The following is a 15265-nucleotide window of genomic DNA, read 5'->3' as shown; positions in this document are numbered from 1 at the left end:
CTTTTGTCCCGGCTTTCTCCCATCGTGCGCGCCTCCGGCTCTTCAGTTATTCCGCTGGACCGCTCCCAAACAGCCCCCGCAAAAAAACCGTCTCCACCGCGTGCCGCAAATCATTGTTCGGTTTCTTCCGGAACCCGTGCCCTTCGTCGGCGAAGACGACATACCAGGTCGGGACGCCATTCTCGCGCAGCCCTTCCACCACCTGATCGGACTCCGATAGCGGTACGCGCGGGTCGTTGGCGCCGGCCATCACGAGCATCGGCTTGGTGATCCGGTCGAGATTGTTCATCGGGGCGATCCGTTCGAATATGGCGGCCATTTCCGGATCGCGCTCGTCGCCATATTCGCCGCGCCGCATATCACGCCGGTAATCCTGCGTGTTCTGCAGGAAGGTGCGGAAATCGCTGATGCCGTAGCGCTCGACCCCGCCGACGAGGCGGTCCGAATAGTGGATCATCGAAGCCAGGACCATATAGCCGCCATAGGACTGGCCGTAGACGGCGACGCGGTCCGCATCGAGATCGGGCCGTTCGCCGATCCAGTCGAGCAGCGCGCCGATATCGCGGACGCTGTCCTCGCGGTTCGGGCCGTTGTCGAGATCGCGATAGCGGGTGCCATAGCCGTCCGAGCCGCGGACATTGGGCAGGATCACGGTCGCGCCGAGGGTATCGGCGAAATATTGGGCACGCGCGTTCCAGCCGGGCCGCGACTGGCTTTCCGGGCCGCCATGGATATCGACGATCACCGGCTGCGGCACGCCGTCGCGCGGCCCCGTCGGGCGGTAGACGAAGGCGGAGACCGACAGGCCGTCGAACGATGCGAAGCGGATCAGCTCGGGCTCGGCCAGGGCTGCCGGATCGAGCGGGCCCAACTCCGATTGCGTCCAGCGCACGAGATCGCCCGCCGTCACGCCCCAGACCCACACATCGCCGGCCGAGGTCGCCGTCTCCATGCTGATGGCGAGGCGTTCCCCGTCGGGCGAGAAATCGAGCCCGGTCAGTACGCCAAGTGGAAGCTCGGGCTGGGGCAGCTCGCGCCAGGTGACGAAATCCTGCACGAAAACGCGCGAATAGCCTTCCTCGTTGATCACGAATGCGAGGAAGCGACCGTCATCGGTCAGGTCGAACGCCTCGACGTCCCAGCCCAGTTCGGGCGTCACCGGGCTCATCTCGCCCGTATCGCGGTTGAATTCGACAAGCCGGCGATGGTCGCCCTCGCGGTTGGAGGTCGCCAGGACGGCCGTGTCGTTGCGGGCGAAGTGCGGGGATTCGTCGACCGTGCCCGCGCTCGGCGCGAACTCGGCGGCCTCGCCCGTCGTCATGTCGAGCAGGTAAATGCTGGCGTCGCGGTTCGACCGGTAGTTTTCGAGCAGGACGGCGCTGCCGTCCGCCGAGATGTCCGACGGGAACATCGGCGTTTCGAACCTCGCCACGATCCGCCGGCTGGCGGGATCGGAAGGGTTCGCAGCGTAGATCGTGTAGGTCGTGCCCTGGCCGGCGCTGGTCCAGACCATGAGGCTGCCATCGTCGGTAAACACCGCCGACAGGTTGCGCGTGACGGGTTCGGTGAGGCGCACGGTTTCGCCCGACAGGCCCATCGCGTCCATCTGGAACCATTCGTCGCCGCCCGTGTCGCGGACGAGCACGAAGCGGTTCTGCCCGGGAATCGCGGTGACCGACTGGACGGGCTCGGCGAAGAAGCTCAGCTGGCTGCGCGCGCCGAGCGGTTCGGTCACGCGGTGCACCTGGTCCGTCGCGCCGAAGCGCGTGGTGACGAGAATCGATCCGTCGGCCAGCCAGTCCTCGAACTCCGCGCTGCGATAGTTCTGGAACCGCTGGACGGCGGCATCCACCGCTTCCGGGATCTCTGGCACGTTCTGCAGCGTCGCCGTGCCCATGGTCCGTTCGGATACGCTCTGCGCGGCGACCGGCGCGGCGGCGAAGGAGAGGGCGGCAAGGGCGAGGAGGAATGGACGCATGGCGGACCCCTGTGGTGGGATGAAGACGGTGCAAACTATGCTGCACTTCGCCGGATAAGGAAAGCAAAGCAAACGGCTTTCCCGCCTTTGTCTGCCCGCACGGGGGCGTGAAAAGCGCGCTTGCCGTTCCGGCTTCTTTCTCCCAAGAAGGCCGCCGAACGTAAGAGGGGAGGCTATATGGCCACTGCAGCAATGGATGCGGCGTCGCATGAACCGAGCGCAAAAGAGGTCCGGCTCGTCATTGCGGCATCGTCGGCGGGCACCGTTTTCGAATGGTATGATTTCTTCATCTACGGCACGCTCGCCGCGCTGATCGGCCAGGCCTTCTTTCCGGCCGGGAATGAAACGCTGCAATTGCTGCTCGTCTGGGCCGGCTTTGCGGTCGGCTTCGGCTTCCGGCCATTGGGCGCGATCCTGTTCGGCTTTCTCGGCGACCGGCTCGGGCGCAAATATACGTTTCTGGTCACCGTCACCTTGATGGGCGTCGCGACGGCGGGCGTCGGAATGATTCCCTCGGCGGCAACCATCGGTCTTGCCGCGCCGATTATCGTGATCTTCCTGCGCATCCTGCAGGGGCTCGCGCTGGGCGGCGAATATGGCGGCGCCGCGATCTATGTCGCCGAACATGCGCCGCCGGAAAAGCGCGGCTTCTACACCTCCTTCATCCAGGCGAGCGTCGTCGGCGGTTTCGTGCTCAGCATCGCGGTCGTCCTCGCCTGCCGCTTCCTGATCCCGGCGGACGATTTCGCCGCCTGGGGCTGGCGTATCCCCTTCCTGCTGTCGATCATATTGCTGTTCATCTCGCTCTGGATGCGGCTCAAGCTCTCCGAAAGTCCCGTGTTCCAGGCGATGAAAGAGGCGGGCGAAACGTCCGCCAATCCGTTCACCGAAAGCTTCCGTTACCCCGGCAACAAGAAGCGGATTTTCGTCGCCCTGTTCGGCGTCACGGGCGTGCTGACGACGATCTGGTACACGGCATTCTTCTCCGGCCTTTCCTTCCTGCGCGGTCCGATGCGGGTCGACGAGCTCACCGTCGAGCTGATCCTGTTCACCGCGGGATTCGTCTCGATGATATTCTATGTGATGGTCGGCAAATGGTCGGACCGGGTCGGGCGCAAGAAGCCGATTATGATCGGGGCGCTGGCGGCGCTGGTCCTGCTGTTCCCGATATTCTGGGGCATGGGCAGCCTCGCCAATCCCGGCCTTGCGCGCGCAGCCGCCGACAACCCGGTCCTCGTCAGCGGCCCCGAATGCACGACCGATCCCTTTGCCGAACTGTTCGGGGACGAGCAGAGCGAGTGCGGCCGCATTCTCGAAACGCTGACGTCGAGCGGGGTTCGCTACAACTTGGAGCCGGCGGATACGCTGGCGCTCAGCGTCGGCGGCGAGGCGATTGCGATCGCGCCGGAATGGCTGGCCGACGGGATGGCGCGGCGCAACGGGCTGCAAGCCGCCCTCGGCGAGCGCGGATTCGATTTTGCGCGCCAGTCTCCGCCGTTCATCAACATTCTCGGCATATTCGGGCTGCTGCTCGTGTCGGCCATGCTATCGGCACTGACCTATGGCTCGGTCGCGGCTCTGCTCTCGGAGATGTTTCCGCCGAAAATCCGTTATAGCTCGATGTCGATCCCCTATCATATCGGCGCCGGTTATCTGGGCGGATTCCTGCCGCTGATTGCCGGGATCATCGTCGCGCGCACGGGCGATATCTATGCAGGGCTCTGGTATACATGGGTGATCGTGGCCTTCGGCGTCATTGTGGCCTGGTGGGGCCTCCCCTCCGGCCCGCCGCGCGATTTCGCCGATGACGGATAGCCCGCCGCTGCGGCTGCGCCTCGACGGCGCGGCGCTCGCCGACAATTGGCATGCGCTCGACCGGCTGAGCGGCACGGCGGCGTGCGGCGCGGCGGTCAAGGCGAACGGATACGGTCTCGGCGCGCGCGACGTCACCGGGCGGCTAATAGCAGCCGGATGCCGCGACCTCTATGTCGCGACCTGGGCCGAGGCCGAAGAGATTGCCGATCTGTGCGCGGGGCGGTCGCTGAGCGTGTTTCACGGCGTCCGGCGCGAGGATATGGCGGCAGCGATCGACAGCCCCGCACGGCCCTGTCTCAACTCGGCCGCACAGATCATGCGCTGGCGCGAGGCGGGCGGCGGCGCCTGCGACGTGATGGTCGATACCGGGATGAACCGGCTCGGCGTTTCGGTGCGCGAGGTCAGGGACGGTCTGCTCGACGGGCTCAGGCTCGACACGCTGATGAGCCATCTTGCCTGCGCCGACGAGCCCGGCAATCCGAAGAATGACGACCAGCACAAGGCGCTCGCCTCGCTGTCCGAACGCACGGGCGCGATGCGGATGAGCCTCGCCAATTCGGCGGGTATCGTGCTCGGCAAGAAATATCATTTCGATCTCACCCGGCCCGGCATCTCGCTCTATGGCGGCGCGCAGGTCGAAGCGCTCGTCCCGCATATCCGCCAGGTCGCCTTTCCCGAGGCCCAGGTGATCCAGCGGCGGACGATCGGCCCCGGCGATACGGTCGGTTACAATGCGACCTTCACCGCGGACCGGGATATCGAGCTGGCGATCCTCCATATCGGTTATGCCGATGGCTATCTGCGCGGCTTTTCGGGCACCGGCGGTGCGCGTTTCGGCGATGCGGCCTGTCCGGTGATCGGCCGGGTGTCGATGGACCTTGTCGCCGTGTCGGTTGACGCCGCGCCGGAAACCCGGGAAGGCGACTGGCTGGCCATCGATTTCGACCTGCCGGCGGCCTCCGCGCAATCGGGTCTCTCGCAATATGAGTTGCTTACGACCCTCGGCCGCCGCTATCAGCGCAGCTGGTATGAGTGAAACCGGCGTAATCGGCTCGCTAGTGGCGATATTCGCGGCAATCGGGCGGCCGGTTGTCGGCGGCTTCGCGTCGGTCGGCCGGGTGGCGCTGTTCGCGCTGCGCACCATCCAGCGGGCGCTCACCCCGCCCTGGTATCCGCTGCGCCTGCTCGATCAGATGTTCCAGATCGGCTGGAATTCGCTGCCGGTGGTGGCGCTGACCGCGATCTTCACGGGCGCCGCGCTGGCCCAGCAAATCTATACCGGCGGACAGCGCTTCAACGCGGAATCGACCGTGCCGGCGATCGTCGTCATCGCGATGGTGCGCGAGCTCGGGCCGGTGCTCGTCGGGCTCATGGTCGCGGGCCGCGTGTCCTCGGCCATGGCGGCGGAGATCGGCACGATGCGGGTGACCGAACAGATCGACGCGATGGTGACCTTGCGGACCGATCCGTTTCGCTATCTGATCGCGCCGCGCCTGTTCGCGAGCGTGATCACCCTGCCGATCCTGGTCTGCATCGCCAATGTGATCGGGATTTTCGGCGGCTATATGCTGTCGATCTACAAGCTGGGCTTCAACCCGGCCGGCTATCTGGCGATGACCAAGGACATATTGGAAACCGACGACATCCTGATGTCGCTGGTCAAGGCGGCGGTGTTCGGTTTCTTCATCGCGCTGTCGGGCTGTTATGCCGGCCTCAGGACGCGGGGCGGCGCGGCCGGCGTCGGCCGGGCGACGACCAATGCGGTGGTTGGTGCGTTCGTACTGATCCTGCTTTCCAACCTTCTCATCACGCTGACGGCGTTCGGCTGATGAGCGGGCACCCCAAGATCGAGCTGCGCAACGTCGTGAAGAGCTTCGGCAGCAATCACGTGCTGCGCGATGTCAGCCTGACCGTCGAAACCGGCGAATCGGTCACCGTCATTGGCGGATCGGGCAGCGGCAAATCGGTCATGCTCAAATGCATTCTCGGTTTGATGGAGGTCGATTCCGGGCAGATTTTGGTCGATGGTGAAGAGATAACGGCGATGAGCGCTTCGGATCAGGAGCGCGTTCGGGCCAAGTTCGGGATGCTGTTCCAGGGCGGCGCGCTGTTCGATTCGCTGCCGGTCTGGCGCAACGTCACTTTCGCGCTGACCCGGGGCCGGTTTCGCCGGGCGTCCGAGATGCGGCGGATCGCGCTCGACAATATCGAACGGGTCGGGCTCGGCGAAGAGGTGCTGGATCTACGGCCCAGCGAATTGTCAGGCGGGATGCAGAAACGCGTCGCGCTCGCCCGCGCCATCGCGCCCCGGCCCGAGATCATCTTTTTCGACGAACCGACGACCGGCCTCGATCCGATCCGGACGGACGTGATCAACAAATTGATCACCGAACTGGTGCGCGATCTGGGTATCACGGCGCTGACCATCACGCACGATATGGGGTCGGTCGAGAAAATCTCGGATCGGGTGGCGATGCTTTACGAGGGCGCGATCATCTGGTCGGGGCCGGTCGGCGATCTGCGCCGTTCGGGCGACGTGCATGTCGACCAGTTCGTCATGGGCGAGGCGGACGGCCCGATCGACTGATTGAGCGATAATTCGCTCTTTCGATCAAAAATTCTTCTTTCATCGATTTTGCCACTAACTGTCTATCGGTAAATCCGTTGGAACGCATTGCGCTGTCCGACCATTGATCGGTCAGACACTCAATAAATCCCAAAAATGGAGATATCGAATAATGCTTGGACGCAATGTTCCTGACGTAACCCTGAAGACCCGCGCGCGCGACGAGAGTATCGGCGGCGACAATCCGTTTCGCTGGCAGGATGTGAAGACCGGCGACCTGTTCGCGGGCAAGCGTTCGGTCGTCTTCTCGCTGCCCGGCGCCTTCACGCCGACCTGTTCGAACGAGCAGTGCCCGGCTTATGAGCGCTACTATGACGACTTCAGGGCGCTCGGCGTCGACGAAGTCTATTGCATCTCGGTCAACGACGCCTTCGTCATGTACAAATGGTCGCAGGATCTCGGCCTCGAAAAGGTCAAGATGCTGCCGGACGGTTCGGGCGATTTCACCCGCCGCATTGGTATGTTGATCAACAAGGATCATCTCGGCTTCGGCGATCGCAGCTGGCGTTATGCGATGGTCGTCGAAGATGGCGAGATCGTCGCCTGGTTCGAAGAGCCCGGCATCAACGACGACGGCACGGACGAAGATCCCTATGTCGAATCGACGCCGGACAATGTCCTGGCCTGGCTCCGCGAAAACCGCGACGAGAGCCGCCGGGCCGCGTAACCCGACCAACCCTCTCCCCTGAATCGCGATCTCCTGAACCTTTCGCGATTTGGACCTCGACCCGCATCGGCCATCCCCTCGGCCGGTGCGGGTTTTTCTTTGGACCGGCGCTGCAGGCCCGCTAAGGCAGCGGACGAGGGAGGCCGAACATGACCGACAGGGCGATCGTCGCGCCGCGCATCGAAACCGAACGGCTGATCCTGCGCGAATTCCGCCTCGAGGATTTCGAGGCGTTCACCGAGATGCTCTCCAATCCCGATGTCGGCCATTTCATCGGCGGAGTGGTCGCGGACCGTGCGGCGGCGTGGGAAAAGTTCACCCGGGCACCCGGTTTCTGGGCGCTGCTTGGCTATGGCATGTGGATGGTCGAGGAGAAGGCGAGCGGACGGATCGCCGGCAATCTCGGCTTCGGCAATTTCCAGCGCGCCATCGAACCGCCGCTGCCCGATGTGCCGGAGGGCGCCTGGGTGTTCGACAAATGGGCGCACGGAAAAGGCTATGCTAGCGAGGCGCTGACGGCGGCGCTGGAATGGGCAGACGCCAATCTGCCCCATCGCGGCTATTGCTGCATCATCTCGCCCGACAATGCGCCGTCGCTGGCGCTGGCTCGGAAATTCCGGTTTGCGGAAACCCGGCGCGTGCCGTTCAAGGGCGAGGAGACGGTCGTGCTGGAACGCGCGGCCGCCTAGGTGACGGCGGCTTTTTCCGCGAACCGCTCCTCGCGCCAGACGCCGCTGTCGAGGATATCGCCCAATATCTCGACCGCCTGCCAGACATCCTCGAAGCGCAGATAGAGCGGTGTCAGGCCGAAACGGAGAATGTCGGGGGCACGGAAGTCGCCGATCACGCCGCGCTCGATCAGCGCCTGGCTGATTGGCCAGCCGTCGGGATGGCGATACGAGATATGGCTGCCGCGATGGGCGGCGTCGCGCGGCGTGACCAGTTCCAGCCCGTGACCGCTGCAGCGCTCCTCGATGCGCGCTGCGAACAGGTTGAATAGCGCGGTCGATTTCGCCGCGACGTCGCCCATGTCGATATCGGCGAACAGGTCGATGCCGCTTTCGAGCGCCAGCAGGCTGAGCACGGGCGGCGTGCCGCACAGGAAGCGCGTGACGCCCGGCGCGGGGACATAATCGTCGCGAAACGCGAACGGCGCCTCATGGCCCATCCAGCCGGATAGCGGCGACCGCAGCTGCTCCTGCAGATCCTCGTGGACGTAGAGAAAGGCCGGCGCGCCCGGGCCGCCGTTCAGATATTTGTAACCGCAGCCGACGGCGAGATCGACTTCGCAGCCGTTGAGATCGACCGGGATGGCCCCCACGCTGTGGCTGAGATCCCAGAGCGCCAGCGCGCCCGCCTCATGCGCTTCCTCGGTCAGCAGCGCCATGTCGTGGCGCGCGCCCGTCTTGTAATGGACATGGGTCAGCATCATCAGCGCCGTGTCGGGGCCGAGCGCGTCGACGAGATCGCCGGCCTGCTCGGTATGGACGACATGGTCGGGCAGAATGTCCGCTGCGCCGCCCGCGGTGTAGAGATCGGTCGGGAAATTGCCGGGTTCGGTCAGGATTTGGGCGCGGCCGGTCTGTATCCGCGTCGCCGCGACGATCAGCTTGAACAGATTGACCGAGACCGAGTCGGTCACGATCACTTCATGCGGCCGTGCGCCGATCAGCGTCGCGATCTTCGCGCCGATCCGCTGCGGCGCGCCGATCCAGTCATTGCTGTTCCAGCTGCGGATCAGGTCCGCGCCCCATTGCCGCTCGACCGCATCCCGTTGCGCCGAGATCGTCGCCCTGGGCAGCGCGCCCAGCGAATTGCCGTCGAGATAGATGATGCCCTCCGGCAGGCTGAATTCGTCACGCAGTCCGGCCAGCGGATCGGCGGCATCGAGGGCGCGGGCATCTTCGAGCGAGTGGGTCATGAACGCCGCCTTAGCCTGCGTCTCGAATGCCGAGCGCGATCTCGATCAAGTCCAGCTGCCGTTCCCAGCTCGCGGTGCCGGGCGACACCAGTTCGACATGGCCTTCGCCGGGGATGACGACCAGCTCGATATTGGTCGCGTCGCGCGCGAGATTGGCGTTGCGATAGGCCTCGGCATAGGCGGGCGGCGCGATCCGGTCGCGCTCGGCATTGACGAGGATCTGGCGCGCCATCGCGGCCGGCATGCGTTGCGGAGAGGTCAGATCGGGCCGATCGCCCATCATCAGGCGCGGCGCCTCCGTGCCGCAGGCATGGCCCTCGCGCTGCATCCCCGCTTCGAGATCGGGCAGGCCACCCTGGCTGATGACGGTGGAGATCGGCAGCCGGTGGCGATTGGTCAGCGGCTGGCCGGTAAAGGCCGATTGCCGCGCGGCGAGCCACAGTGCCAGATGCCCGCCTGCCGAATGGCCGATCGCGACGATATTCTCGACGTCGAGACTGTAGCGTTCCCAGTTCGCCATCAGCGAATCGCTCGCCGCCAGCACGTCCTCATAGGTACCCGGAAAGCCGCCGCCCGCGCGATCGACGCCCCGATATTCGATATTCCAGACCGCAATGCCGCGCGCACGCAGATCGCCGGCGATCCAGTTCATGATGTCGCGTTCGGCAATATCGGTCTGCCAGCATCCGCCATGGATCATCAGCACCGTCGGATGCGGGCCGCCGCCCTCCGGCAACCAAAGCTCGGAGAACTGCAGATCGCCATCGCCATAGGGGATGCGGATATCGGTTTCTGGCTTGGCCCGCGCGAACAGATCGTCCCAGGCCATGATGTCGGTGTCCGCGGCGTCCGGCGGCGGGGCGGGGGTTTCGGAGCTTTCCTGAGGCATGGCGCAGGCGGTCAATCCGGCAAGGCAGGCGATAAACGCCGTGCGAATGAATGTGGTCATCGAACCATGCTAGGCGGGAGTATCGACGACTGCAATTGTTCGGATAGACCAGCACAGAGCTTTGTTCGTCAGGATTTTCCTTTCCGAAAATCGCCGCACCGGGGTTCTTTTGTCAGACCTTCGGCTTCGCCTCAGGCGCGGCACCGGCCCGCTCCCCCTCCCGACCTCCCACAGGGTACACTTAATGGGAGGTCGGGAGGGGGAGCGGGCCGGTGCCGCGCTCGACCGCAAGGTTGAGTCTGACTAAAAAAGTCCCGGTGCCGCGTCTGAGCGTTAGCGAAGGCCTGACAAATGAATCAAACCGTCGGGCAGCCCTCGAAATGGGCGGTCAGCAGTGCTTGCCAGCCGGCATCGCCGCTATCCTCGATTTCGGCGAGGCGGATCGCGAAATCGTCCATGCCGGCATGGTTGGGAATGCCCCATTGCGCGCCGAGCACATGGCCGGAGTTTGCGTCGATCCAGAGCGGACCGCCCTTGTCGCCGAGTGCCGGACCGCCAACTTCGAAGCGCAGCGCCGCAGTACCGCGATAGTCTTCCTCGCCGACATATTCGGCATCGGCGCGGCCGAGATGGCGGACGTACCGCCCGTCCTCCGGCTCGGTCCAGATCAGCGGGAGGCCGAAGGAAAAATCGGAGCGCGGATCGTCGAGCGCCATCGTCTGCAGCGACAGGGTCGCGAGATCGAAATCGTAGAGATGGAAGATCGGCTCTTCGACGCGCACCTGCTGCCGGACCATCCGGTCGGGCAGGGCGGCCTCGGCGCGCAGCATCGTCGCTGCGCCGTCATAGGCGATCGTCGCGAAGTTCTCGTGCCGCGCCTCTGGCATCAGCCGCCCGCCATTGACGACGGCCGCGCGTCCCGTTTCGGCATCGACCCAGGCGGTCACGAAGGCCGCGTCGGTACAGCGCTCGCGGGCCTTGTAGACTTCGAGCCGGTTGGAGGCGGCGCGATAGACATAGACATTTTCGGCGCCGCTGCCGTCCTGGTTGCTGCGGACATAATGATAGATGCGGCCCTCGACCGCTTCCGGTTCGCCGCCGCCAAAGGCGTTGGTGCCGAAACCCGCGGCGGCGACAAGCGCGGCCGCGCCCATGAGAGCGATTTCCTTGAACATTCCTGAACCTCAAACTTTTCGTTTGTTATTGGTTCAGTGTATTATGCCAGCAACACGCGGATGTCAATCCTTCCTGGCGAGGATTTTGGCCCAGTCGAGCCGGGCGAAAAGGACCAGCAGCACGATCATCCCGACCTGGATCGCGATGCCGACCGGGCTCGTAAGATGTTCGACGAATATGTCGCCGAGGTTCGATTTGCGGATCCCGTACGCGCCGAGCGCGTAGATGGAATAGGATATGGTCCGGCCGAGGAAAAAGGCCGCCGTAAAGCCGAGCAGCTTGACCCGGGCGAGGCCCGCCGCCTCGAACAGCTGCGCCGAGGGGACCGGGGAAAGCGCGAACAGGCCGAGCGCGAGAATCGCGTTACGGCGGTTCTCCTCCAGCGCCTCGCGCGCGGCGGCGAGATTGGCGCGCGTGTCGTCGGACAGCCGGTCGCCGATCAGCCGGAAGGCATGGGCGAGCAGGAACCGGCCGAGCGCGGCGGCCGACGCGGCGGTGAGAACGATCGCCGGAACCGGCTGATCGCTTTGGAGGCCGTAGAGCACGATTACCGACCAGGTTGGCGGGCCGAAGGCCGGCATCAGATTGATCCCGAACACGATCGCGAACAGGACCAGATATTCGCTCATGCCGCACCGGTTCGGGGCGTGTCTTCATGTCCGTAAGGAGGGGCGTTCACCGCTCGATGCACATCGCAATATCCATATAGCCGCGTTGCCGGCTGAAACCTGTCGGATCATCATGGCTGTCGGCGTTAAAATCAAGAAAGGCCGCCCGCCGGGCGACCTTTCCTGTTCTTCGAAACGGCTGTCTGGGGCTAGAATCTTACTTCGGCGCCAGCGTAGAAGAAACGGCCGATGTTATTGTAGACCCCGGCACCGCCGCTGTTCCGGCCTTCCGTTCCAAGCAAGCCGAACGGCGGGCGCCTGTCGAAGGCATTGTCGACACCGCCATAGAAGCGGAACTGTTCGCCCACATCCAGACCAATCCGGAAGTTGTGATAGAATACATCCGGATACCAGACCTGCGGATAGGCGTCCGGATCGCGAGGCGGTTCGCCATCGAAGGAATTCTGGTCTTCGTATTCGAGGGCGATCGTCTGCTTGCCGATATAGGTCAGCCGGTAGGCGAAGTCGAAAGCACCGAAATCGAGATCGGCGGAAAAGGTACCCGACCATTCCGGATCGCCCAGTTCGCCTTTCACCCGATCCGCAAAATCGGGCTGGGTGATGTCGGTAAACTGCGTGCGATCGATCAGGTAGCTGACCAGCAGACGCATGTTCAAATCGACGCCGCCGAAGATTTCGGTGTTGTAATTGGCGTCGAAATCGATCCCCGAAGTCTCAAGCCGGGCGAAATTGAACGGGCCAGCAAGGAATGACGAATCGTTCGGACCGACCGGCAGGGAGATGCTCACACCATTCAGGATACGATCAGACTGGCCGGTAAAGGTGCCATCCGGCCGACGATTAATCGCGTCACAAAAGGGGTTATCGATTCCGCCGGGATTGTCGTAGCACTGGTTGATGATCGTCTGGCCGGTCAGCGTGAAGATCACGTCCTCGACGGTGATGTCATAATAATCGACCGACAACGTGAACCCGGGCAGGAAGCTTGGTTGAACAACCACGCCTGCCGTCCAGCTCTCTCCGGTTTCTTCCGTAACGTTGGGATTGCCGCCGTTTAATCCGCGAACGCCCGAGGCGGGCTGATTTCGGAAAGGCGTCACTCCATCCGGGTTAAAGGCCGGAACATTGGGGTCGGCTGCGCAGTTGGCGGCCCGGTTCGGATTGTTGGCAATGTTGTCCGAGCTGCACGGGTCCTGCAGTCCGTTCGCGAATGTCTGCGAGCCGGCGCTGAACTGATCGCTCAGCGTCGGTGTGCGGACGGATTGCGCATAGCCCACCCGGAAACGCACGTCGCGGATCGGAGCGTATACGGCCGAGAGGTTATACGCATAGACCGTACCGACTTCGCTATTGAAGTCCGATACGCGTCCGGCCGCCTGAAGCGACAATTCCTCGGCAAATCGCATTCCCGACAGAACGGGGAAGTTGATCTCGCCATATGCTTCCCAGACCTCCAGGGCCGGCGGATCGAAATCCGCAATCGCATTGAGGAAAGTGGCGCCGCTCGCCGTCACGTCGTCAAACGCCGAAAATGCCGTCTCGCGCCGATATTCGCCACCGATCACGAAGCCGATCGGACCGCCGGGAAGTTCGAACAGTTGTGAAAGATCGCCCGCGACATAGGCAGTGATGCCGTATTGTTCGGCTTCCTCATCCCGCGAGGAGGTGAATCCGAAATAATCCAGAGCCTCTTGCGACACTTGGCCGGGACCGAACAGATTGACCGGAACGCATGCCGGATCGTCGTTGGCCGGGTCCGCGTCAGCGTTGATCGCACAGACGATCTGACCGCCGCTGCGAACGGCATTGACCGCATTGGAATACTCGGCGGTCAGTACGTTGCCGTTGGTTTCGTAAAAGGTCTCCAAGCGGCCATAGTTGAACGCCACTTCATACTGCCAATCGTCATTGAACTGACCATCGATACCCGCGACTACGCGCCATGTTTCACGTTGATGTTCTTCGCCCCGGCCGCCAAAATCGGTGTTGAAGCGGAAGGCGCCGAAAACCGGCGTGCCCGGCGGCGCGGCAACAGCCGCAGGCGAAAGGCTAGAAGCCAGTAAAGCCTGGCTTTCCGGCGTCAGGAAAGGGTTGTCGAGGCTGAAGGCGTTGAAGTTAAACGTAGGCTGACCTTCTTGAAGCGCGTCGATCCGGACATACTTCGCTTCGACGAACGGTCGGAAAGCCTCGGACACCTCGTAACTTGCGAGCAAGTTGATCGCGTAGCGTTCAAGACCTGCCTGTAACATACCTGTGTCGCGCAGCGTCGAGCCAAGACCGCCCAAGGCGTTGCCCGAACCGAATTGCCTGAAATCCCGAATGATGGGGTTGGCCACAAGCTGGCCGACGTTGTTAAAAACGAATGTCCGGCCGAGTTCGGCTCCACCGGGCCCGATCAGACCTGTACAGTTAACTGTACGTCGGGCCTCCACGGCAGCGAAAGTCGGGTCGGTTGCAGGCACGGCAGCCGGGCAGCTGGAGGTGTAAAGGCCCCCGTCGGAAATATTGTTGTTTCGGATGCCGCGAATGAAATTCCGGTCAGGAATGCCGTCACCGGTGCTCGGTTCGCCTGCCCGGTTTTGCACGATCTGAAACTGGTTCCGGCCGGAGAATGCGCCGGTCAGACTGTCCCTGTCCGAGTTGAAAAGCGGATCGGCGTCGGCATATTCCAGCGCTACCGCGATATTGCCTCTCCCCTCGGAGAAATTCTGGCCTGCGGTCAGACTGACGAATTCCGACTGGCGATCGCCCTCATCGGAGATGCCGCTTTGAGCGCGCAGGCGAATACCGTCGAAATCGCGCCGCAAGACGAAGTTGACCACGCCGGCGACGGCGTCCGCGCCATAAATGGCCGAGTTGCCGCCGGTGACCACATCAACGCGTTCGACAAGGTCGGTCGGTATCGTGTTGACGTCGACCCGGAAATCGCCGGGTGAAGAGGTGATATGGCGACGGCCGTTCACGAGCACGAGCGTCCGCACGGTTCCCAGTCCGCGCAGATCGAGCAGGTTGAGCCCCGCCGTACCGATAAAGCGGGTCGAGTTGGACTGGCTGAACGTCGAACGCAGAGCCGGGAGCTGATTGAGCGAGTCGCCCAGCGAGACGTTGCCGGTGTCCGTGAGCTCCAGCGCGCTGACGCTGGTGACCGGTACCGGTGACGATACGTTCGGATTTGCGATACGCGTACCGGTGACGACGATTGTTTGGCGGTTGGTATCGACCGCAGCCTGATCGGTCTCCGCGCCGTCGTCTTGACCGGCCGTTTGCGCATGCGCGTTAGAAGGCGCCAGACAAATGGCGATGCCGGCGAGCGCCGTCGCCGACATAAGATTTACGATTTTCATTGCCCCTAAACTCCCGAGTTTAGACGCCCCCTGTGCTCTTACAAAATGCAGATCCGCATCTTGCCCCATTCACATCAATGAAGGCATTAGAGCGCCAAAATCAGCCAGTGTGAAGGCACTATCTCTCGCAAACCATTGATATCGAGGCGAATATCTCCGCCTGTGACAATGGGGCAACATGCGCTCCGAAAGCCGCAGAAATCTGGCAAATTTGCTTTAC

12 protein-coding genes are annotated in these 15265 nt (G+C 63.3%); 6 read left to right on the top strand and 6 right to left on the bottom strand.

Annotated elements, in window-relative coordinates; all coding sequences use genetic code 11:
* Positions 1-46: 46 nt before the first annotated feature.
* A complete protein-coding gene (locus tag HFP57_RS05970) occupies positions 47-1978 on the bottom strand; it encodes a S9 family peptidase (RefSeq protein WP_176868933.1) in 1932 nt (643 codons plus the stop codon).
* 177 nt (positions 1979-2155) lie between these two features.
* Here HFP57_RS05970 and HFP57_RS05965 point away from each other — a divergent pair, with 177 nt between their 5' ends.
* From HFP57_RS05965 to HFP57_RS05940, 6 genes are all read left to right on the top strand, one after another.
* Positions 2156-3793, top strand: coding sequence for an MFS transporter (locus tag HFP57_RS05965; protein ID WP_176868932.1), 1638 nt, complete (start codon positions 2156-2158; stop codon positions 3791-3793).
* Positions 3783-4829: an alanine racemase gene (locus HFP57_RS05960; protein ID WP_176868931.1), complete on the top strand. Its 1047-nt coding sequence runs from the start codon at positions 3783-3785 to the stop codon at positions 4827-4829. The genes HFP57_RS05965 and HFP57_RS05960 overlap by 11 nt, the downstream gene beginning before the upstream one ends.
* Positions 4822-5622, top strand: coding sequence for an MlaE family ABC transporter permease (locus tag HFP57_RS05955; protein WP_176868930.1), 801 nt, complete (start codon positions 4822-4824; stop codon positions 5620-5622). The genes HFP57_RS05960 and HFP57_RS05955 overlap by 8 nt, the downstream gene beginning before the upstream one ends.
* Positions 5622-6380 (top strand): ABC transporter ATP-binding protein, encoded by a 759-nt coding sequence (locus HFP57_RS05950; protein ID WP_176868929.1) that lies wholly within the window; start codon positions 5622-5624, stop codon positions 6378-6380. Before HFP57_RS05955 ends, HFP57_RS05950 begins: the two co-directional genes overlap by 1 nt.
* Positions 6381-6531: 151 nt before the next feature.
* The gene (locus HFP57_RS05945; RefSeq protein ID WP_176868928.1) at positions 6532-7086 is read left to right on the top strand and encodes a peroxiredoxin; all 555 of its coding nucleotides are present in this window, start codon (positions 6532-6534) and stop codon (positions 7084-7086) included.
* Positions 7087-7235: 149 nt separating this feature from the next.
* Positions 7236-7775, top strand: coding sequence for a GNAT family N-acetyltransferase (locus HFP57_RS05940; protein WP_176868927.1), 540 nt, complete (start codon positions 7236-7238; stop codon positions 7773-7775).
* On the opposite strand, the gene kynU is transcribed toward HFP57_RS05940, so the two are convergent.
* From kynU to HFP57_RS05915, 5 genes are all read right to left on the bottom strand, one after another.
* Positions 7772-9007, bottom strand: coding sequence for a kynureninase (gene kynU, locus HFP57_RS05935; protein ID WP_176868926.1), 1236 nt, complete (start codon positions 9005-9007; stop codon positions 7772-7774). The two genes, HFP57_RS05940 and kynU, sit on opposite strands and share 4 nt — an antisense overlap.
* A 10-nt stretch (positions 9008-9017) precedes the next feature.
* Positions 9018-9956 (bottom strand): alpha/beta hydrolase family protein, encoded by a 939-nt coding sequence (locus HFP57_RS05930; protein ID WP_176868925.1) that lies wholly within the window; start codon positions 9954-9956, stop codon positions 9018-9020.
* Between the two features lie 296 nt (positions 9957-10252).
* On the bottom strand, positions 10253-11071 hold the full coding sequence (locus tag HFP57_RS05925; RefSeq protein WP_176868924.1) for a hypothetical protein: 819 nt from the start codon (positions 11069-11071) through the stop codon (positions 10253-10255).
* Positions 11072-11134: 63 nt separating this feature from the next.
* The gene (locus HFP57_RS05920) at positions 11135-11701 is read right to left on the bottom strand and encodes a hypothetical protein (RefSeq protein ID WP_176868923.1); all 567 of its coding nucleotides are present in this window, start codon (positions 11699-11701) and stop codon (positions 11135-11137) included.
* Between the two features lie 188 nt (positions 11702-11889).
* Positions 11890-15045 carry a TonB-dependent receptor domain-containing protein gene (locus tag HFP57_RS05915; RefSeq protein WP_176868922.1) on the bottom strand — a complete coding sequence of 1052 codons (3156 nt, stop codon included), beginning with the start codon at positions 15043-15045 and terminating at the stop codon, positions 11890-11892.
* Positions 15046-15265: the final 220 nt, after the last annotated feature.

It is taken from the genome of Parasphingopyxis algicola, assembly GCF_013378075.1.
Classification (GTDB): Bacteria; Pseudomonadota; Alphaproteobacteria; order Sphingomonadales; family Sphingomonadaceae; genus Parasphingopyxis; species Parasphingopyxis algicola.
The sequence above is the reverse complement of the archived record's forward strand: the minus strand, read 5'-3'. Positions and strand labels throughout refer to the sequence as shown.

Coding starts and splice junctions, on each gene's coding strand:
- HFP57_RS05945 (WP_176868928.1), top strand. CDS start 6,532: ATGCTTGGACGCAATGTTCCTGACGTAACCCTGAAGACCCGCGCGCGC.
- HFP57_RS05925 (WP_176868924.1), bottom strand. CDS start 11,071: ATGTTCAAGGAAATCGCTCTCATGGGCGCGGCCGCGCTTGTCGCCGCC.
- HFP57_RS05940 (WP_176868927.1), top strand. CDS start 7,236: ATGACCGACAGGGCGATCGTCGCGCCGCGCATCGAAACCGAACGGCTG.
- HFP57_RS05960 (WP_176868931.1), top strand. CDS start 3,783: ATGACGGATAGCCCGCCGCTGCGGCTGCGCCTCGACGGCGCGGCGCTC.
- kynU (WP_176868926.1), bottom strand. CDS start 9,007: ATGACCCACTCGCTCGAAGATGCCCGCGCCCTCGATGCCGCCGATCCG.
- HFP57_RS05920 (WP_176868923.1), bottom strand. CDS start 11,701: ATGAGCGAATATCTGGTCCTGTTCGCGATCGTGTTCGGGATCAATCTG.
- HFP57_RS05930 (WP_176868925.1), bottom strand. CDS start 9,956: ATGACCACATTCATTCGCACGGCGTTTATCGCCTGCCTTGCCGGATTG.
- HFP57_RS05955 (WP_176868930.1), top strand. CDS start 4,822: ATGAGTGAAACCGGCGTAATCGGCTCGCTAGTGGCGATATTCGCGGCA.
- HFP57_RS05965 (WP_176868932.1), top strand. CDS start 2,156: ATGGCCACTGCAGCAATGGATGCGGCGTCGCATGAACCGAGCGCAAAA.
- HFP57_RS05915 (WP_176868922.1), bottom strand. CDS start 15,045: ATGAAAATCGTAAATCTTATGTCGGCGACGGCGCTCGCCGGCATCGCC.
- HFP57_RS05970 (WP_176868933.1), bottom strand. CDS start 1,978: ATGCGTCCATTCCTCCTCGCCCTTGCCGCCCTCTCCTTCGCCGCCGCG.
- HFP57_RS05950 (WP_176868929.1), top strand. CDS start 5,622: ATGAGCGGGCACCCCAAGATCGAGCTGCGCAACGTCGTGAAGAGCTTC.